The sequence below is a fragment of the Aquimarina callyspongiae genome (genome assembly GCF_034322225.1).
GTDB lineage: Bacteria > Bacteroidota > Bacteroidia > Flavobacteriales > Flavobacteriaceae > Aquimarina.
On record NZ_JAXLPA010000007.1, the window covers coordinates 122,535 to 144,360 of the forward strand.

23 protein-coding genes are annotated in these 21,826 nt (G+C 32.4%); 19 read left to right on the forward strand and 4 right to left on the reverse strand.

The features are described 5' to 3' along the window. The first annotated feature begins 2 nt into the window (after nt 1–2). The 3 genes from U0D62_RS23485 (at nt 3) to U0D62_RS23495 (ending at nt 2,258) form a co-directional block, all read left to right on the forward strand. On the forward strand, nt 3–584 hold the full coding sequence (locus U0D62_RS23485) for a Crp/Fnr family transcriptional regulator (protein WP_322289802.1): 582 nt from the start codon (nt 3–5) through the stop codon (nt 582–584). Between the two features lie 102 nt (nt 585–686). Then, nucleotides 687–1,418, forward strand: a complete 732-nt coding sequence (locus U0D62_RS23490) for a type 1 glutamine amidotransferase domain-containing protein (protein WP_322289803.1) — start codon at nt 687–689, stop codon at nt 1,416–1,418. A gap of 108 nt (nt 1,419–1,526) precedes the next feature. Next, a complete protein-coding gene (locus U0D62_RS23495) occupies nt 1,527–2,258 on the forward strand; it encodes a hypothetical protein (RefSeq protein ID WP_322289804.1) in 732 nt (243 codons plus the stop codon). 80 nt (nt 2,259–2,338) lie between these two features. Here U0D62_RS23495 and U0D62_RS23500 read toward each other — a convergent pair whose 3' ends face one another. After that, complete coding sequence (locus U0D62_RS23500) at nt 2,339–3,451, reverse strand: linear amide C-N hydrolase (RefSeq protein WP_322289805.1); 1,113 nt, start codon at nt 3,449–3,451, stop codon at nt 2,339–2,341. 238 nt (nt 3,452–3,689) lie between these two features. Between U0D62_RS23500 and kynU the strand changes: the two genes are divergently transcribed. The 10 genes from kynU (at nt 3,690) to U0D62_RS23550 (ending at nt 13,137) form a co-directional block, all read left to right on the forward strand. Further along, nucleotides 3,690–4,958 (forward strand): kynureninase, encoded by a 1,269-nt coding sequence (gene kynU / locus U0D62_RS23505; protein ID WP_322289806.1) that lies wholly within the window; start codon nt 3,690–3,692, stop codon nt 4,956–4,958. After that, entirely contained in the window at nt 4,958–6,355 is a 1,398-nt protein-coding gene (locus U0D62_RS23510; RefSeq protein ID WP_322289807.1) for an FAD-dependent oxidoreductase, read from the forward strand. Before kynU ends, U0D62_RS23510 begins: the two co-directional genes overlap by 1 nt. 13 nt (nt 6,356–6,368) lie before the next feature. Further along, on the forward strand, nt 6,369–7,361 hold the full coding sequence (locus tag U0D62_RS23515) for a fumarylacetoacetate hydrolase family protein (RefSeq protein WP_322289808.1): 993 nt from the start codon (nt 6,369–6,371) through the stop codon (nt 7,359–7,361). Between the two features lies 1 nt (nt 7,362). Further along, nucleotides 7,363–7,779, forward strand: a complete 417-nt coding sequence (locus U0D62_RS23520; protein WP_322289809.1) for a RidA family protein — start codon at nt 7,363–7,365, stop codon at nt 7,777–7,779. Nucleotides 7,780–7,791: 12 nt separating this feature from the next. Beyond that, nucleotides 7,792–8,559, forward strand: a complete 768-nt coding sequence (locus U0D62_RS23525) for an IclR family transcriptional regulator (protein WP_322289810.1) — start codon at nt 7,792–7,794, stop codon at nt 8,557–8,559. Between the two features lie 18 nt (nt 8,560–8,577). Beyond that, nucleotides 8,578–10,020, forward strand: a complete 1,443-nt coding sequence (locus U0D62_RS23530; protein ID WP_322289811.1) for an aldehyde dehydrogenase — start codon at nt 8,578–8,580, stop codon at nt 10,018–10,020. A 30-nt stretch (nt 10,021–10,050) separates the two neighbouring features. After that, complete coding sequence (locus tag U0D62_RS23535) at nt 10,051–10,830, forward strand: SDR family oxidoreductase (RefSeq protein ID WP_322289812.1); 780 nt, start codon at nt 10,051–10,053, stop codon at nt 10,828–10,830. Between the two features lie 84 nt (nt 10,831–10,914). Continuing rightward, a complete protein-coding gene (locus U0D62_RS23540) occupies nt 10,915–11,442 on the forward strand; it encodes a 3-hydroxyanthranilate 3,4-dioxygenase (RefSeq protein ID WP_322289813.1) in 528 nt (175 codons plus the stop codon). A 50-nt stretch (nt 11,443–11,492) separates the two neighbouring features. Beyond that, entirely contained in the window at nt 11,493–12,590 is a 1,098-nt protein-coding gene (locus tag U0D62_RS23545; protein ID WP_322289814.1) for an amidohydrolase family protein, read from the forward strand. A gap of 334 nt (nt 12,591–12,924) precedes the next feature. After that, the gene (locus tag U0D62_RS23550) at nt 12,925–13,137 is read left to right on the forward strand and encodes a hypothetical protein (protein ID WP_322289815.1); all 213 of its coding nucleotides are present in this window, start codon (nt 12,925–12,927) and stop codon (nt 13,135–13,137) included. Nucleotides 13,138–13,233: 96 nt separating this feature from the next. Here the strand turns inward: U0D62_RS23550 and U0D62_RS23555 are convergent, their stop codons facing one another. Both U0D62_RS23555 and U0D62_RS23560 read right to left on the reverse strand, forming a co-directional pair. Then, nucleotides 13,234–14,055, reverse strand: a complete 822-nt coding sequence (locus tag U0D62_RS23555; protein ID WP_322289816.1) for a tetratricopeptide repeat protein — start codon at nt 14,053–14,055, stop codon at nt 13,234–13,236. After that, nucleotides 14,052–14,615, reverse strand: a complete 564-nt coding sequence (locus tag U0D62_RS23560) for an RNA polymerase sigma factor (RefSeq protein ID WP_322289817.1) — start codon at nt 14,613–14,615, stop codon at nt 14,052–14,054. Before U0D62_RS23560 ends, U0D62_RS23555 begins: the two co-directional genes overlap by 4 nt. 128 nt (nt 14,616–14,743) lie before the next feature. On the opposite strand from U0D62_RS23560, the gene U0D62_RS23565 reads away from it, so the two are divergent. The 6 genes from U0D62_RS23565 (at nt 14,744) to U0D62_RS23590 (ending at nt 21,075) form a co-directional block, all read left to right on the forward strand. Continuing rightward, nucleotides 14,744–15,208 carry a hypothetical protein gene (locus tag U0D62_RS23565; RefSeq protein ID WP_322289818.1) on the forward strand — a complete coding sequence of 155 codons (465 nt, stop codon included), beginning with the start codon at nt 14,744–14,746 and terminating at the stop codon, nt 15,206–15,208. A gap of 31 nt (nt 15,209–15,239) precedes the next feature. Beyond that, nucleotides 15,240–17,969 carry a CHAT domain-containing tetratricopeptide repeat protein gene (locus U0D62_RS23570; RefSeq protein WP_322289819.1) on the forward strand — a complete coding sequence of 910 codons (2,730 nt, stop codon included), beginning with the start codon at nt 15,240–15,242 and terminating at the stop codon, nt 17,967–17,969. Nucleotides 17,970–18,068: 99 nt separating this feature from the next. Continuing rightward, nucleotides 18,069–18,596: a hypothetical protein gene (locus U0D62_RS23575; protein WP_322289820.1), complete on the forward strand. Its 528-nt coding sequence runs from the start codon at nt 18,069–18,071 to the stop codon at nt 18,594–18,596. 280 nt (nt 18,597–18,876) lie between these two features. Continuing rightward, complete coding sequence (locus tag U0D62_RS23580) at nt 18,877–19,497, forward strand: hypothetical protein (protein ID WP_322289821.1); 621 nt, start codon at nt 18,877–18,879, stop codon at nt 19,495–19,497. Between the two features lie 502 nt (nt 19,498–19,999). Next, nucleotides 20,000–20,626 carry a hypothetical protein gene (locus tag U0D62_RS23585; RefSeq protein ID WP_322289822.1) on the forward strand — a complete coding sequence of 209 codons (627 nt, stop codon included), beginning with the start codon at nt 20,000–20,002 and terminating at the stop codon, nt 20,624–20,626. Nucleotides 20,627–20,829: 203 nt separating this feature from the next. Continuing rightward, nucleotides 20,830–21,075, forward strand: coding sequence for a hypothetical protein (locus tag U0D62_RS23590; protein ID WP_322289823.1), 246 nt, complete (start codon nt 20,830–20,832; stop codon nt 21,073–21,075). A 92-nt stretch (nt 21,076–21,167) separates the two neighbouring features. Here the strand turns inward: U0D62_RS23590 and U0D62_RS23595 are convergent, their stop codons facing one another. Further along, nucleotides 21,168–21,674 (reverse strand): ferritin, encoded by a 507-nt coding sequence (locus U0D62_RS23595; RefSeq protein WP_322289824.1) that lies wholly within the window; start codon nt 21,672–21,674, stop codon nt 21,168–21,170. Between the last annotated feature and the right edge of the window lie 152 nt (nt 21,675–21,826).

The following is a 21,826-nucleotide window of genomic DNA, read 5'->3' on the forward strand; positions in this document are numbered from 1 at the left end:
GTATGTATTCAGAGCTTGAAAAACATATTTCGAAGCATATTCAGTTAACTACAGAAGAATGGGATCTATTTACCTCAGTGCTTATTAATAAAAAACTACGTAAGAAACAATATCTTATTCAAGAAGGCGATATTGTTGAATATGAATACTATGTCGTTAAAGGATGTCTTAAAGCCTATCGTGTAGATTCTGAAGAGAACGAGCATATTGTCCAATTTGCTATAGAAGATTGGTGGATAAGTGATTTTAAAGCATTTTTTAAAGAAGAAAGAGCAAGACTCAATATTGATTGCATAGAGGATACAGAATTAATAGGTATCAAAAAAGAAGATTTGGAAATATTATATTTAAAAATCCCAAATCTTGAGCGTTTTTTTCGGATCAAACTCACCAGTGCCTTTGTCTCATTTCAAGATAGAATATTATCTGCGCTAGAAAAAACAAGCGCCGAGCGTTATTTAGAATTTCAAGAAGCTTATCCTAATATAAAGCAAAGGATCCCTAATTATCAAATTGCAAATTATCTAGGTATAAAACCAGAAAGTTTAAGTCGTCTTCGCAAACAAATCCAGAACAATTCTTAACATAGGTTAATAAAATTTCGTGATTCAGGTCAACCTCTTCCAGCACCTAGTTTTCCGAAATTTGATGTATCAAAAATTATACATCTAAAAACCCATATCAAGATGAAAAATTTAAGCGTATTAATGATTACCACATCGCATGATGCATTAGGTAATACCGGAGAAAAAACCGGAGTTTGGCTGGAGGAATTAGCTGCACCATATTATAAATTTTCAAAAGAGAATGCAAACATCACTATTGCTTCTCCTAAAGGAGGTGCCATTCCTTTAGATCCAAAAAGTGAACTTAATGAATGGCAAACAGAATACACCCGGCAATTTAATAATGATCCAAAAGCATTAGAAGCCATTAAAAATTCGAAGAAAATTTCTGAGATTCAAGCTTCTGATTTTGATGTATTATTTTTTCCTGGCGGGCATGGTCCTATGTGGGATCTAAGTGATAACACTGAAATTGCTAAAATTGTGAATTCTTTCAACAAAGAAAGTAAACCAATTGGATTGGTATGTCATGGTGTAGCTGCTCTAAAAGGTGTTATTGAAAATGGAGTTCCATTTGTAAAAGGAAGAAAGCTAACCTCATTTACTAATAGTGAGGAAGAAGCAGTTCAATTAACTGATGTAGTACCATTTTTGTTAGAAACGGCACTTATTAATGAAGGAGCAATCTATCACAAAGGAGAAGATTGGAGCGAATTTGTTATCGAGGACGAAAATCTTATTACAGGTCAGAACCCTCAATCATCTGTTAAAACAGCACAAAAGACATTAGATTATATAAAAATTAAAGGATACTTAACAGCTTTAAAATATCTAGAAACAACGAATTATTAAACTTATTTAAATCTTTGCTAAACCCATCTTATCTGCTGGTTAAAACCTTGTTAATCGAGATTAACAAGGTTTTTGTTTTCTATACTTTAGCAAAAAAAGTAATCCGTAATGAAAAAGTTATCTCTATTAGCATTATTTCTTTTGGTTCTACTCTCGTGTAATAGTACCGTTAAAGATAATCCTAAGGAAAATTCTGAAGATTTCGTTAAAACAATAGATTCAGAATCAAATTCTAATGACAGCACAAAGAAAATTCTTAGTACTACAGAAGCAATTGCCCAGGCCAATGGTTTCAACAACTGGAAAAATGTCAAGGAAATACAATTTACATTTAACGTAGATCGTGATAGCAGTCATTATGATCGCACTTGGAAATGGAGACCCAAAGAAAACTTGGTTACTTTACTATCTACCAAAGATACTGTTGAGTATAACCGTACTCAAATGGATAGTACTGCTCTAAAAGTGGATCCAGGATTCATTAATGACAAATATTGGTTATTAGCACCGTATAATTTGATTTGGGATGCTGATAGTTTTACCTCTACATTGCAAGTAAATCAGATAGCTCCAATAAGTAAAAGCAAAATGCAGAAACTCACGATTGTTTACAAAAACGAAGGAGGATATACTCCTGGTGATGCATATGATTTCTATTTTCAAGGAGATTTTATAATAAAGGAATGGGCTTTCAGAAAAGGAAATGCACCTGAATCTTCTTTAATTACAACCTGGGAAGATTATAAAGATTTTAATGGAATCAAAATTGCAAAAACACATAATCGAAATGAAGGTAATTGGAAACTTCATTTTACCGGGATCAATGTATTAACAGAATAATAGTTTTGAATTCCTTATCCGCAAAAAAAGCCTTGACAAATATCATTTATCAAGGCTTCTTTATTAAAAGTAGGCTTAAATTAATTAAGTTCCATTTCAAGATTTGTTATCTCGCTTTCTTGATCTATTCTATTTGTTAGATCTATAGCATTGTTTTTTATCGGAATTGCATATTGTTTTCCGTCCAATTTCTCAAAATCTAATTCATCTAGCTTGATCGAATAGCTTAATGGACTTTCATACATTCGAACGTTGTAGATAACATCTGTAAGATTCGAAACCGATATCCAAAGAGTATGATCACTATTATTATCAATTGTTTCAGGCTCTTTTCTTACTATACCAATCGGAATATCTACAGTATTTAAAATATGAAAAGCTAGATTTGTCGCTTCATGTGTATCATGAACCGGGTAAGCATAATTAACAGAATAAGCAGCTTTCACAAACCTGGCAGAAGGCAGTTGACTGCTAGAAACAGGTATAAAACCAGTTCCATAACTCTGATAACTCTCTACCTGTTTTAAATTTCCTTTCATTGATTTCATAGTATTGACCGGAGTAACAGACACATAATTTTTTAAATTCTCTATCTGCCACGGTAAAATTGGATCATTTGTCAAAACCCCGTAAGTAGTATTATCCCACACTTTCATTTCTCCATCAATAATCTCAATTACAATAGACTCTCCGTGTTTGTCATTTATAGAAAAATGCTGCCCAAACGCCTCTTGCCAAAAATTATTTACCTGAACTGTTCCTGCTTCAAGGCTTTTTCTTACTTCTTCACAATTTTTAAAAGAACTCAATATCCAATGACCAAAATTAGTAAAAGACAATCCCTTTTTAGGATCAGTAATCTCTTGATATATCGTGCTATTTAATTGAAGTGTTCCAAACCAAAGCCCTTCAGTATTAATACCATCAGTTACTATTGGTTGATTAAATGCATTCATGGACACAAAAGAGTATTTCTTTTTCCAGGTGAACTTGTAGTCTTTTGATATATCAGATGAAACATCTCCTTTTATAAAAGGATCGTAATAATTTTGATGAGCTGTTTTTCCGTTTCCATAACTAAAATATAATTTAGCACCCATAAAAATGGCGAATTCCATACTTCTACCGATTACTACTCCAGGAAGTTCATTCGGTTTTTTCGTTTCTGTTCTAATCTTAAAATTTGTACACATAATATTTTTTTAAGACAAGGTATAGTTTCTACCTCCGACAAAATATTACATAATATTACATAGTTAGGCCTAAACACACATCTTGACACATTCAAAATAGAAATAGAAATGCCTCAATTTAACAACACCACTAACTTAAATTAAATAACAATTACAATATCTTTCATAAAAACCATGCGCTATCAGTAGATTTTTTGTAAATTAGTGAAACGCTGTTTCAATTATTAAAACACAGAAAATGACAATAGCATCAAAGACTAGTTTAGCATACGCAAAAGAGCTAGATCAAAAAGATAAAATAGGGCATTATAGAGATCAGTTTCATATCCCAAAAGACGATACCGGAAAAGATTGGATCTATATGTGTGGAAACTCCCTTGGATTACAACCTAAAACCACAAAAGAATACGTTCAACAAGAACTGGATGATTGGGCCAATTATGGTGTAGAAGGTCATTTTGAAGCCAAAACACCTTGGATGCCATATCATGAGTTTTTAACAGACGCTATGGCAAAAGTGGTTGGAGCAAAACCACTGGAAGTGGTGATTATGAACACGCTAACTACGAACCTTCATTTATTGATGGTATCGTTTTATCAACCTACCAAAACAAAATATAAAATTGTAATTGAAAGTGATGCTTTCCCATCGGATCGTTATGCGGTAGAATCTCAATTACGTTTTCATGGATTTGATCACGAAGAGGGATTAATTGAATGGAAACCAAGAGAGGGAGAAGAATTATTAAGAATGGACGATCTGGAAACGATTCTTGATCAACAAGGTGATGAAATTGCATTATTACTTATAGGTGGTGTTAACTATTATACTGGTCAATTTTTAGATATTAAAAAAATAGCAGATTTAGGTCATGCTCAGAATTGTATGGTAGGCATTGACCTTGCGCATGGTGTAGGAAATATCAAACCAGAACTTCATCACTCAGGTGTTGATTTTGCAGCTTGGTGTACCTATAAATACTTAAACTCGGGCCCTGGAAGTCTTGGAGGTTTGTTTGTTCATGAAAAACACGCACATAACAAAGAATTAAAACGTTTTGCTGGTTGGTGGAGTCATAATAAGGATACTCGATTTAACATGCGACAAGATTTTGATGTTATGCCAGGTGCAGAAGGTTACCAATTAAGCAACCCTCCTATCCTATCTATGGCAGCAATTAAAGCTTCTCTTGATATTTTTGAAAAAGTAGGTATGGATGTTTTAAGAGAAAAATCCGTTGCCTTAACTGGTTATCTAGAATCATTAATAAACGAGATAGATACAGACAGGATTAAAATCATTACTCCTACTATCCCAGAAGAAAGAGGTTGTCAACTATCTATACAGGTAAAGAATGCAGATAAAAGTTTGCATCAAAAACTTACTGATCATCATATCATAACAGATTGGCGAGAACCAGATGTAATACGGTTTGCTCCAGTACCTCTATATAATAGCTTTGAAGATGTATATAAAATGGTGGAAATATTAAAAACCCTTTTGTGATGTCAAAAAAAGAAAATATACTCATTATCGGTGCTGGACTTTGCGGATCGCTTTTAGCTTTAAGATTGGCACAACGAGGGTATTCTGTTATTGTTTATGAAAGTAGACCTGATCTAAGAACTACAGATATTTCTTCTGGACGCTCTATTAACCTTGCATTATCTGATCGAGGTCTTAGAGCTATGAAAATGGTAGGATTAGAAAAAGAAGTAACACCCTTATGTATCCCTATGCATGGTAGAATGGTACATGATATCCATGGAAATACTTTTGCCTCTAACTATTCAGGAAGGACTGGAGAATACATTAATTCTATTTCAAGAGGAGGTTTAAACGGTTTATTACTAACTGAGGCCGAAAAACACGATAATGTAAAAATTCATTTCAATAAAAAATGTACTGGAGTTGATATAGAAAAAAATATTGCCAAATTTAAATGTTATACTACCAAAGACAAGTTTGAAATCAAGGCTGATATTATTTTTGGAGCGGATGGTGCTGGTTCAGCGCTTAGAAAAAGTTATTATCTAGAAAAAAAGTTTTTATTTAGTTATTCGCAAAACTACTTAACACACGGATATAAAGAATTAGAAATCCCTGCAGATAAAGTAGGAAATCATCTTATTAGTAAAGATCATTTACATATCTGGCCGCGAGGACAATATATGCTTATTGCACTACCTAACTTAGATGGAAGTTTTACAGTGACCTTGTTTTTATCCTATGATGAAGGAGATTATAATTTTAATAATTTGACTTCTATTGAAAAGGTAACAGAGTTTTTCAAAACCCAGTTTCCAGACGCATTAGAATTAATCCCTGATATTCATCACGAGTTCTTTAATAATCCTACAGGTGCTTTAGGTACCGTAAAATGTTCTCCTTGGTATTACAAAGGAAAAACATTATTAATAGGAGATGCTGCTCACGCGATAGTTCCTTTTTATGGTCAAGGTATGAATGCTTCCTTTGAAGATGTAGTTGTTTTTGATGAAATTCTAGAGGATCATCAAGGCGATTGGGATGCTACTTTTAAAGCGTATCAAAAAGCTAGAAAAGAAGATACTGATGCGATTGCTGATCTTGCGGTAGATAATTATTATGAAATGCGTGACCATGTGGCAAATCCTATTTTTAAGGAAAAAAGAAAATTAGAAATGGATTTTGAAAAAACATTTCCAAACAAATATTTCTCAAAATATTCATTAGTCACATTTAATGAAACTATAAAATATGCAGAAGCCATGAAAATAGGGCGAGCACAGGATAAAGCATTACTCAATCTAATAGCAGATAATGAAATAGATACCAGTAAGGATTTAAAAGTTTTATTAAAACAAGTACAAAAAGAGACCAAAGAAATCTTGCAAGAAGATAAAATCGCAGGATTAAAATAAAAACGAATGATTCATGAAATTAGCATCTTTAAAAAACAATAGTAGAGATGGACAACTTATAGTTGTCAATAAAGACTTAACACTCGCAGTTAAAGTGCCTCATATTGCTTTAACTCTTCAACAAGCAATGGATAATTGGAAAGAAATTGCTCCACAATTAGAAGATATTTATAAAAAACTGCAAAGTGATCAAATAGAAAACACTTTTGTCTTTGATGCAAAAGAAGTTATGGCTCCTATTCCTCGTGCGTATCACTGGGCAGATGCTAGTGCCTATGTTACTCATGTAGAATTAGTGCGTAAAGCCAGAAATGCAGAGTTGCCAGATTCATTTTGGACCGACCCATTGATGTATATGGGAGCTTCTGATGCATTTATTGGTGCGCAAGATAACATTGAGATCGAAAATGAAGAATGGGGAATTGATTTTGAATCAGAAGTAGCAATAATTACTGATGATGTTCCTGCAGGAGTCTCCTCAGAAAAGGCAAAAGATCATATCAAACTGATTTCTTTAGTAAATGACGTATCTTTAAGAAACCTAATTCCCAATGAGTTAAGCAAACAATTTGGGTTTTATCAATCAAAACCCTGGACTTCTTTTTCTCCAGTAGCGGTAACTCCTGACGAATTAGAAGATGCCTGGGATGGAGCAAAAGTAAACCTACCACTAATATCAACTTTGAACAATAAAAAAGTTGGTTCTCCTAATGCTGGTATAGATATGACGTTTGATTTTGGTCAGCTTGTAGCACATGCTGCTAAATCCAGATCATTAATAGCAGGAACAGTAATCGGGTCCGGCACAGTTGCTAATCAAGGAAGCAAAGATGGATCAAGTTGTTTAGCAGAAATAAGATGCTTAGAGACTATTGAAAATGGTCAACCTTCCACTCCTTTTATGAGCTATGGTGATCGAATAGAAATTGAAATGAAAGATAAAAATGATCAATCGATTTTTGGAAAAATAAATCAATTAGTAAAAAAATATGAACCAATAATATAACATGAACAAAGGAAAATTAATACAAGGAAAAGCCACACCAAGAGGCAAGTTTCCTCACGTTAAGAGAGTTGGTGATTTTATTTATGTTTCAGGAACCAGTTCAAGAAAGCCCGATAACACTTTTGCTGGTGTCCAGGTAGATGAATTCGGGACCACCAATCTTGATATTAAAGAGCAAACAAAAGCGGTTCTTGAAAATATTAATGATATCCTGCAAGAAGAAGGTGCTAGTCTTAAAGATGTAGTAGATGTAACTTCTTTTTTAGTAAACATGAATGATTTTGGAGGCTACAATGAGGTTTACGCACAATTTTTTGATTATGAAGGCCCTACAAGAACAACAGTGGCGGTTCACCAATTACCTCATCCACATTTATTGATTGAGATCAAGGTAGTGGCATATAAAAAATTAGGATAAATTAATTAGGTTATGAATAACATCACAGATAAAAAGATTCTAAATACTTCAGTTGAAAAAGCATTCAAAATTCTGGATTGTTTTTCAATGGATAAATTAGAGTTAGGTGTTACAGAAATTGCCAAACAGATGGGAACTAATAAGAGTGCAGTATATCGCATGTTGGCAACTATGGAAGCACTGAATGTTATTCAACAAAACCCAGAAAATGGGAAATATCGCTTAGGTCTTAAGCTATTTGAATTAAGCCAAAAAGTAAGCATCCATAAAAACTTTATTTCCAAAGCCAGGCCATTTATGGAAGAGTTGGTAAAGCGTGCAGGGGAAACGGCGCATCTGGCAATTTATAAAAATCAAAAAGTTTATTTTCTTGATAAAGTTGTAGGTAGACACGATCTGCAGATCAATTCGCAAATTGGTTCAGAAAAACCTTTACACTGTACTGGATTAGGTAAGATTATGCTTGCTTTTGCAGAACACAATTATCAAAATATTATTCATAATCTAGAATTAGAAACAGTTACTAAAAATACCATAACGGATAGGAGAAAGTTAATTACCGAAATTGAAACTATTAAAAATAAAGGTTTTGCTTTAGACCTTGAAGAAAATGAAATTGGTTTAGTCTGTGTAGCCGTTCCTGTATTTAGTACTACTGGTAAATTTATTGCCGCTATTAGTACTTCTGGACCTTCTGCTCGGTTTAATGAAAATGAGATTCAAACCTATACAGGCGATCTAAAACAAACGGCAGAACAACTCAAAAATATTTTCAGTTAATTGAACACATAAATAACAATGAAAAAAATATTAAACTATATACAAGGTGAATTCAGAGCTCCTAAGCTAGATCAATGGATCGACAATTATAATCCGTCTACGGGTGAGATGTATAGTTTAATTCCAAATTCATCAACAGAAGATGTAGCTATGGCATACGATGCCGCAGCTAAAGCATTTCCAGATTGGTCAAATACCACCCTACAAAAGCGCAGTGAAATATTATCCCGAATAGCATCACTAATAACAGAAAATCTAGATCAGTTAGCTGAAGCCGAATCTATTGACAATGGAAAACCTTTAAGTTTAGCTACTAATGTAGATATTCCCAGAGCAGCATCTAATTTTCAATTCTTTGCCCAAGCCATTACTCAATTTTCTAGTGAATCCCACGAAAGCATTGGTTTAAACGCCATCAATTTTACGCTAAGGCAATCTTTAGGAGTTGTTGGATGTATTTCTCCATGGAACCTTCCTCTCTATTTATTCACCTGGAAAATTGCTCCGGCTCTAGCTGCTGGTAATACTGTAGTAGCAAAACCTAGTGAGGTAACCCCTATGACTGCATATTTACTAGCAGATATTTGTTCAAAAGCTGGACTACCAAAAGGAGTATTAAACATTGTTCACGGATTAGGTAATAATGCCGGACAAGCCATCATAGAACATCCAGATATCAAGGCTATTTCTTTTACAGGAGGTACCAAAACTGGTGCTCATATTGCTAAAACAGCCGCTCCAATGTTCAAAAAACTCTCTCTTGAATTAGGAGGAAAAAATCCAAATTTAATATTTGCTGATTGCGATTATGAAAATATGCTCAATACAACAATACGATCTTCTTTTGCTAATCAGGGACAAATCTGTCTTTGTGGCTCCAGAATATATGTTGAAAGAGAAATCTATGATCAGTTTAAAAAAGATTTTATTACTAAAACCAAATCACTGATTGTTGGTGCTCCAATGGATGAAAAGACCAATATTGGTGCCTTAGTTTCCAAATCACATTTAGAAAAAGTAAAATCATACATCGATCTGGCAGAGAGTGAAGGAGGAACTATTTTATGTGGAGGAGATTATGTAAATGTAAAAGAATATGAGAACGGATATTATTTACAACCCACAATTATTGAAATAAAAGATCCGAATTGTCGAGTATCTCAAGAAGAAATTTTTGGACCTGTTGTAACAATTATGCCATTTGATACAGATAAAGAAGCTTTAACACTAGCAAACAACGTAAAATATGGATTATCCTGTACGATCTGGACCAATAACTTAACTCGAAGTATGCACTTATCAAAACATATACAGGCAGGGATTGTTTGGATCAATACCTGGATGATGCGAGATTTGCGTACTCCTTTTGGTGGAACTAAGGATTCGGGAGTTGGTCGTGAAGGAGGGTTAGAAGCTTTACGATTCTTTACAGAACCTAAAAATGTATGTATACAATATTAAAAACAAATCATAAACGATTGAACTAGTTATATGAATCTTAATTTAACTCATAAAAACGCATTGGTATGCGGAAGCACGCAAGGTATAGGAAAAGCTTCTGCTCAACAATTAGCTGCACTAGGTGCTAATGTCACTTTGGTTGCCAGAAATGAAGAAAAACTTCAAAATATTTTAAAAGAATTAGCCACAGATAAGGGGCAATCTCATCATTATATTGTGGCAGATTTTCAAGATCCTAATAGTTTACAACAAAAGATTTCATCAGCCAATAGAATCTTTCACATTTTAATAAATAATACAGGAGGACCCGCTGGAGGACCTGTTTTTAACGCTTCGCTAGAAGAGTTTGAACGTGCTTTTACCCAACACCTTAAATGCAATCACATCCTGGCACAAACGGTAGTTCCTGGAATGAAAACTGAAGGATACGGAAGAATTGTTAATATTATTTCGACCTCAGTAAAACAACCTCTCAATGGATTAGGTGTTTCAAATACAATACGAGGAGCAGTTGCTAATTGGTCAAAAACATTAGCCAATGAACTAGGAGCTTTTGGGATTACAGTAAATAACGTTTTACCAGGAGCCACAGCAACAGAGAGATTAAACGAAATCATAAATAATAAAGCCAAAAAGACAGGTAAATCCGTCGAAGAAGTTTCTGAGGCAATGAAAAATGAAGTGCCGGCAAAAAGGTTTGCGCAACCAGAAGAGATCGCTTATGCAGTAGCATTTTTAGTTTCAGAAGCAGCATCATACATTAACGGTATTAATGTTCCTGTAGATGGAGGACGCACAAAGTCCTTATAGTTAACCATTTATTATTACAAAATACCAATCAAAATATTTAAATTTAATACAGCATAAAAAATACATCTAAATTAAAGTAAGCATATGAGCACTCTAGTTTCACCATTAAATTTTAAAGCTTGGATAGATGAGCATCGCCATTTACTAAAACCACCCGTAGGCAATAAATGTGTATGGGAGAACGGTGATTTTATCGTCATGGTAGTAGGCGGACCAAACAACAGAAAAGATTATCATTATAATGAAACTCCAGAATTTTTCTATCAGGTAGAAGGAGATATTATATTAAAAATAATTGATAATGGAGAGCCTAAAGATGTTCATATTAAAGAAGGTGAAATCTACCTGTTACCTCCCAAAGTTCCTCATTCTCCTCAACGAGGAGCTGATACTGTAGGGCTTGTAATAGAATATCCTCGTTCAAAAGGTATGATGGATGCCCTAGAATGGTATTGCGAAAAATGTGATACTCCTCTTTATAGAGAAGAATTTGCTCTAGATAATATAGAAACAGATATGCCTATCATTTTTGATAAATATTATAGCGATAAAGAAAAATGCACTTGTTCTAACTGTGGAGCGATTATGGATGCTCCCCAGAAGAAAAAATAACCACATTATACAAACAAACAAGAATAACAAAAGAACAACGCCTAATCAAGATGAAAAGAAAACTTAGAATAAATGGTCACTCCCATCTTCTGCCCTATCCAGAAGACATTCCAAAATTCATGAAGGACAAAGAGATTTTTTGGGTTGATGACGAACGAAAATACATGTTACAAAAGGGCTGGAAACGCCCAGTAACACACTCTAGTTTTTTCCTGGATGAAAAATTAGAATGGATGGAACAAAACAAGATTGATCATGCAGTTGTCCTTAATCTTTCTCAATTATATGGTAATGGATTACGTCTTGAAGAAATGAAACACGCATTACGATTCCAGAATGATTTTAATGCTAATACACAAAGAGATCACCCTTCTAAGTTCTCTTGTGGTTTTGTTGTACATCCAGGATTCATAAACGGCGCATTATGGGAAATGGAAAGATGTGTAGAAGAGTTAGGGATGCGAGTACTGTGCCTACCAACTCATTTTATGGATTCTATTGGTCAATGGCGATGTATTTTTGACGAAGAAAATGACCCTATTTTTGAGCTGGCAGATAAATACAAATTAGCGATAGAAGTTCATCCGTATGATGGTGATAAAATGATTAAACTAGAAAACGTTGCCTGGCGTTTTCATTTAGTCTGGATGCTTGCTCAATGTGGAGATGCTTACCATTTCTATACCCTTAATGGTATGCAAAATAGATATCCTAATATAAGAACTTGTTTTGCTCACGGAGGTCAATTAGCACAAATGAATTTGGGAAGACGTATTCAAGGTTTTGACGGAAGACCGGATCTTTTTCAAGGAAAACAACATCCTAGAAAAGCTGTAGGTCATCCTAATATTTATTTCGACACTCTAGTTCATGATACTGACTCTTTAAAACTTACAGTAGAACGACAAGGAAGCAAACAGGTAATTATGGGATTAGATGATCCATATCCATTAGGAGAAATGGAGAGTGAACCTCAATCCTCCTATCCAGGAAAAATTCTTGACTTGGCTATAGAAAGAGATATTATTAATCAAAAAGAATATGATGATATCTGGGAAGATAATGTATTGCAATGGCTGTTTGGTGACGATGAAAATGCAAAACAGGATTTAACCCATAAAATTCTTGGCAATGTAAAAGTCAAATAACGTTTCCTTTTACTGTAAAAACCGTCTAAAAATGTGGGAAAAGTCCCTGAAAATTAAGATATTGTAGCAATAATAATTCTTAAAACCTTTTTACAATGACCAGTATTTTAAATTTTCAAGGAGCAATCTTCTGAACATGTCGCAGTCAAACTTAAACTGTGACTGAGTTTTCTTTTACTTGTATGATAATAATACAAGTACTTAGAAGGATATAACTTATTATAAAATCTACTCATAGAAACTTCTTTCTTATTGAAGCCTCATTCGTAAAGAGTAGACAGAAGCCTGAGTGTCTATAAATGTTCAGGAAATCACAATTCATAAATTTAGTATTATGTTAAAAAACATTTTAAAATTAGAGGGTGTTGAAATCTTAGTAAAAAATCAGCTTAAATCTATAAACGGTGGGAGTATGACTTGTTCCTGTAGGGATATTCCAGGTACATGGACTGGAAGCTATGCTAATGAGGAAGAACTTCAAGATGCCGTAAATCAATATTGTTCTTCTGGAGCACGTTGTAGAGGTACATATGATTCAATAGAATAAATCTAATGTGCTAAATCAAGATGCAATAAGAAGCATTAAAAAAGCCAAATGTCGTTATACATTTGGCTTTTATCTTATTTAAATAATTTAGAATCATTATTTTATCTTACCCATTAGTTCTTTAGCTTCGATATATTTATAATTAGTTTCATCTTTAAGGATTACTTCTAAAATCGAAATCGCTTTATCTTTTTTCTCTTGTTTTAAATATGTCAAGGCTTTATACCAATATCCTTTGGATTGATCAATAGCATCAGAATTGATTAATTGATCAAAATAAGAAATAGCTTCATTATATTTATTTAATTCTAATGATGAAAGCCCTAAATAAACCAGTATCTCAGGAGAGGTTTCAAGTTTATTATCTTCAAGGTTTTTAAATAATTCATAACTAGCTAAAAATTCTTTTTGTTCAAAGAATCGTTGACCTTCTGCTAATTGAGTTTCATCACTTCTACTGGTTAATGATGGTAAATCATCCCATTCACCATATTCTGCATATAATTCTTGTGCAGTATATCCCGAATTGAATGTATATACGAAGAAAAGTAAAGTAAAAGAAGCAGCCACTAATATAGGAATGAACCATTTTTTGTTTACAAATATGGATTTCTTCTTATCACTTTCGGTATAATTAGACTGTGCAGTACTAATTACATCTTTCAAGTTTTGAACTTCTTCACTTTTAAAATAAGCTTCCACCTGTTTTACTTCAGATTCGTCTGGATCGAATAAATCTTGAATCCAGATTGAATCATCTTCTAGTGCAAAAAGTTCTTTATGGATCAAGAATTCTTTTTTTAACTCTTGATCCTCTAATAAAGACTGCTCAAACAGCGCCCTATCCTCAGAAGAAAGTTCTTCTCTAAGGTATGCATCTATTTGATCATGATATTTTTCTTGGTTGGCATCCATCATGATATCATTTTTTTAAATCGATTATCAGCTTTTACCATTGAGATCAACTTTGCTTTACACTTAAAAACACGTTGTCTCGCTACCGTTTCAGAAGAGTATGATAATTGAATTACCATATCTGCATAAGATACTTTTTTAAGAAATAAAGCTAAAATCTGTTTACAGTTATCAGACAACTGATTTAGTTTTTCTCTAAAAAGCTCCCATCGCTCCTGCTCCAATAAAGCGTAAGCCATATCCGATTCTTCACTAGCTAGTTCTACTACTCTATCGTTTGTTACCCTGTTTTTTTGTTTATTTAGTTCTCTACGCCATAAATTTTTACAAGCCGTAAATAAATAACCTTCAAACGTTGAGTGAATTACCTCTAATTCTCTATTTCGAATTCTTACTGAAATTTGTAGTAAAACTTTCTGAAAAATATCTTCTGCATCTACTCGTTGCCCTTTGTTTTGTAAAACAAAATTCAACGCTTTTGGAAAAAAAAGAGTATAGATCTCTGTAATGACTTTTTCATCAGAATTTAAGATCCCTTGAATAAAATAATTATTGTCCTGCATTTACGCTCTCGCTAAAAATATCTACAACTTAAGGTAACAAAACTAGTGATTTTGAACTACTTCTTGAAAACTACTTTGAAAACAAGTTTTCAATTAAATAAATATTAATATTTTTAAAACAAAATTAAATGATGAGGAAAATTTTAATTGGTTGTATTACCCTGATAGTTACCTTGTTAATTTCAAGTTGTACAAATGATGACACAAATGACATTGATGAATTAAAATCTGAGAATGGCATTAATAAAATGGGGCCTGGTTTGGCCGGTGAGGATGACGGAATCTGCACAGTATTATTTGATTTTAGCTCTCCTGGCTTAACGCCTTCTCAGAAATCTGTTATAAGAGCTTTTTATAATAGTAATCATTTTCAGATCTTTAGTTATCAAACTGTTGATAGCGATACAGAAAGATGGCAAGTTGATTGTCAAAGTTATTCTGCATATTTACATTCTTTAGGATTAGAATTAGACGACACTTCATGTAATGGTGACGGATGTATTGTTCTTGAATGTGAAAAAGCTTCTTGCGAGAATAGTGGTCCTGGTTCAAATCCTGATCCGGTAGATCCTTTGGAATCACCTTTTGACTAAAAAATAATTATATAAAAGAATAAAGAAAAGTATGATCGAACACAAAATAACATTCTCAGTATTTTTCTTTATTCTTTTTCTTTCGCTAATTCCTTTAAAGACAACAGCACAAGATTTTAGAGAGATTATTAACTCAGAATTATCTCTGGAAGAGAAAGATAAGAGTATAAAAGTTTTATTAGATAATTACCTTAAAGATAACGACTCTTTAAACTATAGTCTCACCAGTGGTAGATATGCAGCTTGGTTATCAAAGATTGAAAATACGGATCAAGCAATTCATTATTACAAGATATCAGTATCACATAGTCCTAACCCGGATAAAGACCTTACTAGTAAAAAAATTTATCTTAATGGTTTATTAAACCTAGGATGGATTTATAAAAAAACATATGATTATATTCTTGCTATTAAAGCATTTCAAGATATAATACTTTTTGAATCTTCTATAGATGTTATAAGTTATACTCCACATATATATTTGGAATTAGCAGAGACTAATAAAATTATTGGAGATCATCATAAAGCCATAGATTACTTTGAAAAGGCTCTTGCCATATTCAAATCTCAAAAAAAATACAAAAATCAGCTAAATACACTAATTAGATTGTCTCAAACATATCAGGAGATATACAATGAAGAGAGTTTTGAAAAAGGGTTACAGAACCTCCAACAAGTAGATTCTTTAAAAAAACATATCGCTATTGATCTTAATAATGAGTACCTGATCAATGAGAGTAAAGGTAATTTATACAATTCTAGTAAAAAGTATGATCCATATGAATGTTTAAAATATTACAAGAAAGCTTTACAGATCGCTCTTGAACAAGATAATGGTTACCGAATCTCAGCCTCCTACAAAAACATTGGCAACATTTATCACGGTAAAAATCCAGATACATCTTTATATTATTTTCATAAAGCACTGGAATACCCGCAATATAACAGTATTTCAAAAGCAAGAACTTTTTTTAATATTGGGATTAGCTATCTATATAAAAAACAGTATTCAAAAGCAATCAATTCTTTAGAAACTGCTCTTGACACTTTGGGGATCCACAAAAAAAATACGGGTGATAGTTTTTCAGAATCAATTTCTAATATCAAGGACAAAGATCTTGTATTACAAGTTCTTAAACGTGCGGGAGTGATCTGGTTAGAACAATATCATACAGATACAAAAAAAGACACCTTATATCTTAAAGAATCATTGTCTTATTTTAAGCAAGCAGATAAACTTATTGATTTAATCAAACTGGAAAGCTCTGGAGATCAATCGAAATTATATTGGAGAGAACAAGCCTCCGGATTATATATACATATAGTAGACATCTGTCATTTACTTGGTGAATCTGAGTTAGCATATCACTATATGGAAAAAAATAAAGCTTTGCTGTTACTAGAAGATGCAACACAAGATCAGATTAAAAGAATTACAAATATCCCATCTTTTATTGAAAAGAAAGAAACCTTATTTAAAAGAAACATTGCTAAAACAAAAAATCTAATTAGCGATACTAAGAATAAAGCTCTTAAAGACTCTTTAAAAATAAAATTATTTGATCAAAAAGAGAAGTATGAACATTTTGTAGACTCTTTAAAAGTTGATTACCCCCAATATTACTACTCTAAAAAAGGGGTAACTATATTACAACTAGAAGAAGTAAAGAAATATACTCAAAAGCAAAACACTTCATTTCTTCAATATATCTTAAACGATACCGAAGGGTTTGGATTGATGATCTCAGATCATAACACAATACTTTTTGAACTTAAAAACATTTCTTCATTACTCAAAGACATAGAACAATTTACCACGTTAATCTCTCAACCCTTTTCTACAAAACGTGACAAATCCCTATATGAAGAAACGGCCAAAACTCTATATAACTCTCTGTTTCCTGAACAGGTAAGACCCCATCTAAAGCAAAAAATCAGTGTTATTCCTGATTATACTTTGAATAATATTCCTTTTGAAGCCTTAATCACAAATACGAATAGATATATGATTGAAGATTTTGAAATTAGTTATGCCTATTCTATTTCTTTCCTTAATCAAAATAAAAAATTAAAAAGAACTTCAAAAAAAGAATTTCTTGGTTTTGCACCCGTAAACTATTCTAATAGTCTTTCTACACTTCCTAATAGTAAAAAAGAAATCGAAGAGGTTTCTATTCATTTTAAAAGTGATAATTTACTTCTAAAAAATGCTTCTAAACAAAGTTTGATAGATCTCATTACAGATTATAAGGTCATACATTTATCTACACACGCCAATGCCAACGACTCTATCACTCCGTGGATTGCCTCAACAAATGATAAAATCACATTAAATGATATTTATACCACAAAAAACAACGCAGAATTGGTTGTATTAAGTGCCTGCAACACTTCTGTCGGAAAAATAGAAAAAGGAGAAGGTGTTATGAGTTTAGCCAGAGGTTTCTTTAATACAGGAGCTAACAGTGTAGTTTCTACCCTCTGGAAAGCAGACGACTCATCTACTTTAGAATTATCTATTGACTTTTATGCGTATCTGAAAGAAGGGAAATCAAAATCTGAAGCTTTACGTTTGGCCAAACTTAATTATCTCCAAAATCACTCTTTAAGTCAAGCATCTCCTTATTATTGGTCTTCATTAATATTAATTGGTGATCCGGATCCAATATATACCTCATCTAAAATCCTATTTTTAGTTATTGGTTTTATTCTTTCTATTGGTCTAATATTTTTTATTTATAAAAAGAAATCGAAAAAATAATTTTTATTGGGTAACACAAAACAGGGTTTTGAACTGTATTATAGAATATCGAAGTTAACACAAGTAATTAATAGATATTATATCTAAAAATTAAAAGTCATGAAAAAAATAATTTACACACTTAAAACCCTAATCATCCTATCATTAATAATCTCCTGTCAAAATGATGACACTATTGATGATGTTATGCCCGAAGAACAAAAAACTGCTAGTGAAACAAGTTCCCGAAATTTTAACTCTAACAATGACATTGTAGGGCCAGATGGAGAAAGTGCAACTTGTGTAGTGATTTTTACATTTAATAGCCCATTTCTTACCCCATTTCAAAAGACACAAATAAGGAACAACTATAATAACAACCATTTTACCATTTTTGGATACAGTACAATAAACAGCTCTACTGAAGAATGGTATGTATTTTGTCAAGAATATGAAGAATATCTTGATTCAATAGATTTAGACATATCAGATACTGACTGTAGTAGTGGAAACGGATGTGTTACCTATGATAGTAGATGTGAAAAAGCTTCTTGTGAAAATGGAGGAGGTAGCAACGGTGGTGGAAATGATGGTGGTGGTAAAGGAGATAGTGACCCTATAGATCCGCTAGATTCTCCTTTTGATTAAGAAATTATTTTAACTAGGTATAGAAACCTTAGAGAAGTACAATTTGTTACAAAAGCAAAGGTACTTCTCTAAGGTTTTTCTTTTTTCATATATATCTACAATTTGAAATTTAGAAAATATTTTAATTTTTTTTTGGGTAACAAAACATTCCTAGGTGAACTACTCTTTGAAATCTCAATCGCGAAGAGTAGACTCTCACCTTGCATGTCTATAAAAATAAAGGGGTTTAAAAATCATTATTAACTCAGGAAGTCTTAGAACTTTCAAAACTTACTAAAAAATGAAAAATATTTCAAAATTCGCATTCACTTTACTAATTGCATCATCTATGCTATTTTCTTGTTCAAAAGATGATATAACTTCAGAGCAACAAAACATTTTTGAAGATGTTAACGATTTATCCAAAGATGCTTCTTTTACCAAATTACTTGAAGAAAACATAGACTTAATGTCCAATGTTTCTGATTTAGAAAGAGCTCAAGAACTCATATCAAAAGGAGATAATCTTTCTGAAACAGAATTAAATGAATTATCCATTTCACTAGGCTTCTCAGATTTAAACAGCTATGCTGAATTCTATGAAAAACAAAGCGTTATGCTAAACGAACTTAATCAAAAGTACGATTTGGCCAGCTACGATGAAGCTACTATTCAATCTTTGGCCATAGAAAACTTTAATAACATCGCTCCCATAGAAAGAAATAATAATTGTGAAAGAATACGTAGAAATTGTATTGTTGGCGCTGGAGCTGCTGCCATATTAGGGCATATTGCATGTGGTACTGTAGACATCACGGTTGTACTAGGAGCAATTTGTCATTCTGCGGTTTTAGTTGCACAAATTGCTGCAAGTGATACTTGTAATGCAAATGCTGAAAATTGTGAATCTGGAGGTAACTAAATCATGAAGTCCAGTTTTAAAGGGTATAAAATACTCCCCTTTTTTTTACTATTGACATATGGTTTTATATTATTAATATGTCCAGAGGTTTCTTATAAAAACAGAATCCATTTATTACTCTGGATGATTATAATCTCTATAATTCCACTTGGTATTTCTTTGAGAAAAGAACATATAACCAATATAAGAAAACAAAAAGTATTATTATTTATCGGTTTCATATCCTTTTTAATAACTATATATTTCTTATATAGTTAGATTATTAGTAATGAATCATCTAAAAAAACCCAGTGAAGATTTAACTTCACTGGGTTTTTTAAATCAAATTAATTTTAAAATCACCCTTTTAGGGTGAAAATTCCCTTTGATTTTGATTATACTTTTGTTTTGAATCCCATTCACAAAGAATAGGCCTATACTTAGAATGTTTATAAAAAAACAAGGGGGTTATAAAAATCATTACTAACTCAGAAAGTTTTAGCGCTTTCAAAACTTACTAAAAATGAAAAACATTTCAAAAATCGCATTTACTTTATTAATTGCATCATCTATATTATTTTCTTGCTCAAAAGATGATATAGTTTCAGACCAACAAAACACTTTTGAAGATGTAAATGATTTATCTGAAGATGCCTCTTTCACCAAATTAATTGAAGAAAATATAGATTTAATGTCTAATATTTCGAATCTCGAAAGAGCAAAAGAATTATTATCAAAAGGAGATAATCTTTCTGAGGCAGAACTAAATGAATTATCAAACTCTCTAGGTTTCTCAGATTTAAATAATTATGTAGAATTCTATAAAAATCAAAACGTTGTTTTAAAAGAACTTAACAAAAAATATGATTTAACCAGTTATGACGAAGCTACGATTCAATCGTTGGCCATAGAAAATTTAAATAACAACTCTTCAATGCAGAGAAGTAATAATTGTGAAAGAATACGTGTAAATTGTATTGCGTCAGCTGCTGCTGCTGCTACAGTAGGACATATTGCTTGTGGTGCTTGGGATCTTACAATTATAGGAGGTATACTTTGTCATTCTGCTGTTGTAGTCGCACAGGCTGTTGCTAGTGATACTTGTAATGCAAATGCTGAAGAGTGTGCTAAAACCCAGATCTCATCATAATTACATTCTAAAATCTAGTTTTAAATACTATAAAATAGTGCCATTTTGTTTAGACAAGAGAACTTGGAAAGAAAAAAGTATATTTTCTTGGGTAACAAAACATTTCTAGATGAACTACTCTTTGAAATCTCAATCGCGAAGAGTAGACATATATATTGAATGTCTATAAATGTTTAAGATCGATATTATCTAAAATTAAAAAAATGTTACAAAACATTCTAAACATTAATGGAATTAAGACGCTGGAAAGAGCGCAAAAAGAATCCATCAGAGGAAGAGGATTTGGTGATGTAGGGTTACCAGATGTTGGTCCTGGCGATATTGATTATAATAGTCCAGCCGCACAATGTGCAGCTTCTGGAGGCTTATGGTTTCCAGAGTGTAGTAGATGTGATGCTGTCGGTGTTCGTTATATTGCAGGTCCTGATTGTCAACAATGGTTTCCATAAAACCTAATTCTTTAAAAGGATAACAAAAAAAGGTAGACTATGTAGTCTACCTTTTTCATTTTAGATATTTGGTCTTTAAACTCTAAATAATTTTATTCTTGAGGAATACGTTCATCTATAAACTTTAATGGGGTATCTCCCATAAGATCAAACATATCAAGAATATCTCGCATCGTTTGCTCTTCTTCTAGCTGTTCTTCTACAAACCATTGTAGAAAGTTTTCAGTAGCAAAATCATTTACTTTTCGGCATTTGGCTACAATTTTATAAATAGATTGAGTAATTGAGACTTCTTGTTGTAAAGCAATCTCAAAAATCTCTCTTAATGAAGCATAATCGTGCGGTATATCAACAACTTTAGGCGAATAAGCAGATCCACCACAGTCATTAATAAATTTAAAAATTTTCATCATATGCTCTCTTTCTTCCTCTGACTGTCTATAAAAAAAAGCTGCGCTATTAGTTAATGCTTTCTGATCACACCAGGAAGCCATTGCTAAATATACAGATGAAGAATGTTGTTCCTTGGATAATTGCTGATTTAGCAGATCCATAACCTCCAAATTAATGCTGATTTGTTGTCTGGCAATATCTTCCATAATACGAATTTTAACTTTAATTGATAATTCAATAAAATTAGGGAAAATACCACGTTAAAAATAGAGGAGAATGTAATTTATAGACAGTCTAAATCTAACCTAAATCAGGTAAACAGAGCCGTGTTTAGTTCCAACATTGCAAAAGTACCCTG

Coding starts and splice junctions, on each gene's coding strand:
- U0D62_RS23485 (WP_322289802.1), top strand. CDS start 3: ATGTATTCAGAGCTTGAAAAACATATTTCGAAGCATATTCAGTTAACT.
- U0D62_RS23490 (WP_322289803.1), top strand. CDS start 687: ATGAAAAATTTAAGCGTATTAATGATTACCACATCGCATGATGCATTA.
- U0D62_RS23495 (WP_322289804.1), top strand. CDS start 1,527: ATGAAAAAGTTATCTCTATTAGCATTATTTCTTTTGGTTCTACTCTCG.
- U0D62_RS23500 (WP_322289805.1), bottom strand. CDS start 3,451: ATGTGTACAAATTTTAAGATTAGAACAGAAACGAAAAAACCGAATGAA.
- kynU (WP_322289806.1), top strand. CDS start 3,690: ATGACAATAGCATCAAAGACTAGTTTAGCATACGCAAAAGAGCTAGAT.
- U0D62_RS23510 (WP_322289807.1), top strand. CDS start 4,958: ATGTCAAAAAAAGAAAATATACTCATTATCGGTGCTGGACTTTGCGGA.
- U0D62_RS23515 (WP_322289808.1), top strand. CDS start 6,369: ATGAAATTAGCATCTTTAAAAAACAATAGTAGAGATGGACAACTTATA.
- U0D62_RS23520 (WP_322289809.1), top strand. CDS start 7,363: ATGAACAAAGGAAAATTAATACAAGGAAAAGCCACACCAAGAGGCAAG.
- U0D62_RS23525 (WP_322289810.1), top strand. CDS start 7,792: ATGAATAACATCACAGATAAAAAGATTCTAAATACTTCAGTTGAAAAA.
- U0D62_RS23530 (WP_322289811.1), top strand. CDS start 8,578: ATGAAAAAAATATTAAACTATATACAAGGTGAATTCAGAGCTCCTAAG.
- U0D62_RS23535 (WP_322289812.1), top strand. CDS start 10,051: ATGAATCTTAATTTAACTCATAAAAACGCATTGGTATGCGGAAGCACG.
- U0D62_RS23540 (WP_322289813.1), top strand. CDS start 10,915: ATGAGCACTCTAGTTTCACCATTAAATTTTAAAGCTTGGATAGATGAG.
- U0D62_RS23545 (WP_322289814.1), top strand. CDS start 11,493: ATGAAAAGAAAACTTAGAATAAATGGTCACTCCCATCTTCTGCCCTAT.
- U0D62_RS23550 (WP_322289815.1), top strand. CDS start 12,925: ATGTTAAAAAACATTTTAAAATTAGAGGGTGTTGAAATCTTAGTAAAA.
- U0D62_RS23555 (WP_322289816.1), bottom strand. CDS start 14,055: ATGATGGATGCCAACCAAGAAAAATATCATGATCAAATAGATGCATAC.
- U0D62_RS23560 (WP_322289817.1), bottom strand. CDS start 14,615: ATGCAGGACAATAATTATTTTATTCAAGGGATCTTAAATTCTGATGAA.
- U0D62_RS23565 (WP_322289818.1), top strand. CDS start 14,744: ATGATGAGGAAAATTTTAATTGGTTGTATTACCCTGATAGTTACCTTG.
- U0D62_RS23570 (WP_322289819.1), top strand. CDS start 15,240: ATGATCGAACACAAAATAACATTCTCAGTATTTTTCTTTATTCTTTTT.
- U0D62_RS23575 (WP_322289820.1), top strand. CDS start 18,069: ATGAAAAAAATAATTTACACACTTAAAACCCTAATCATCCTATCATTA.
- U0D62_RS23580 (WP_322289821.1), top strand. CDS start 18,877: ATGAAAAATATTTCAAAATTCGCATTCACTTTACTAATTGCATCATCT.
- U0D62_RS23585 (WP_322289822.1), top strand. CDS start 20,000: ATGAAAAACATTTCAAAAATCGCATTTACTTTATTAATTGCATCATCT.
- U0D62_RS23590 (WP_322289823.1), top strand. CDS start 20,830: ATGTTACAAAACATTCTAAACATTAATGGAATTAAGACGCTGGAAAGA.
- U0D62_RS23595 (WP_322289824.1), bottom strand. CDS start 21,674: ATGGAAGATATTGCCAGACAACAAATCAGCATTAATTTGGAGGTTATG.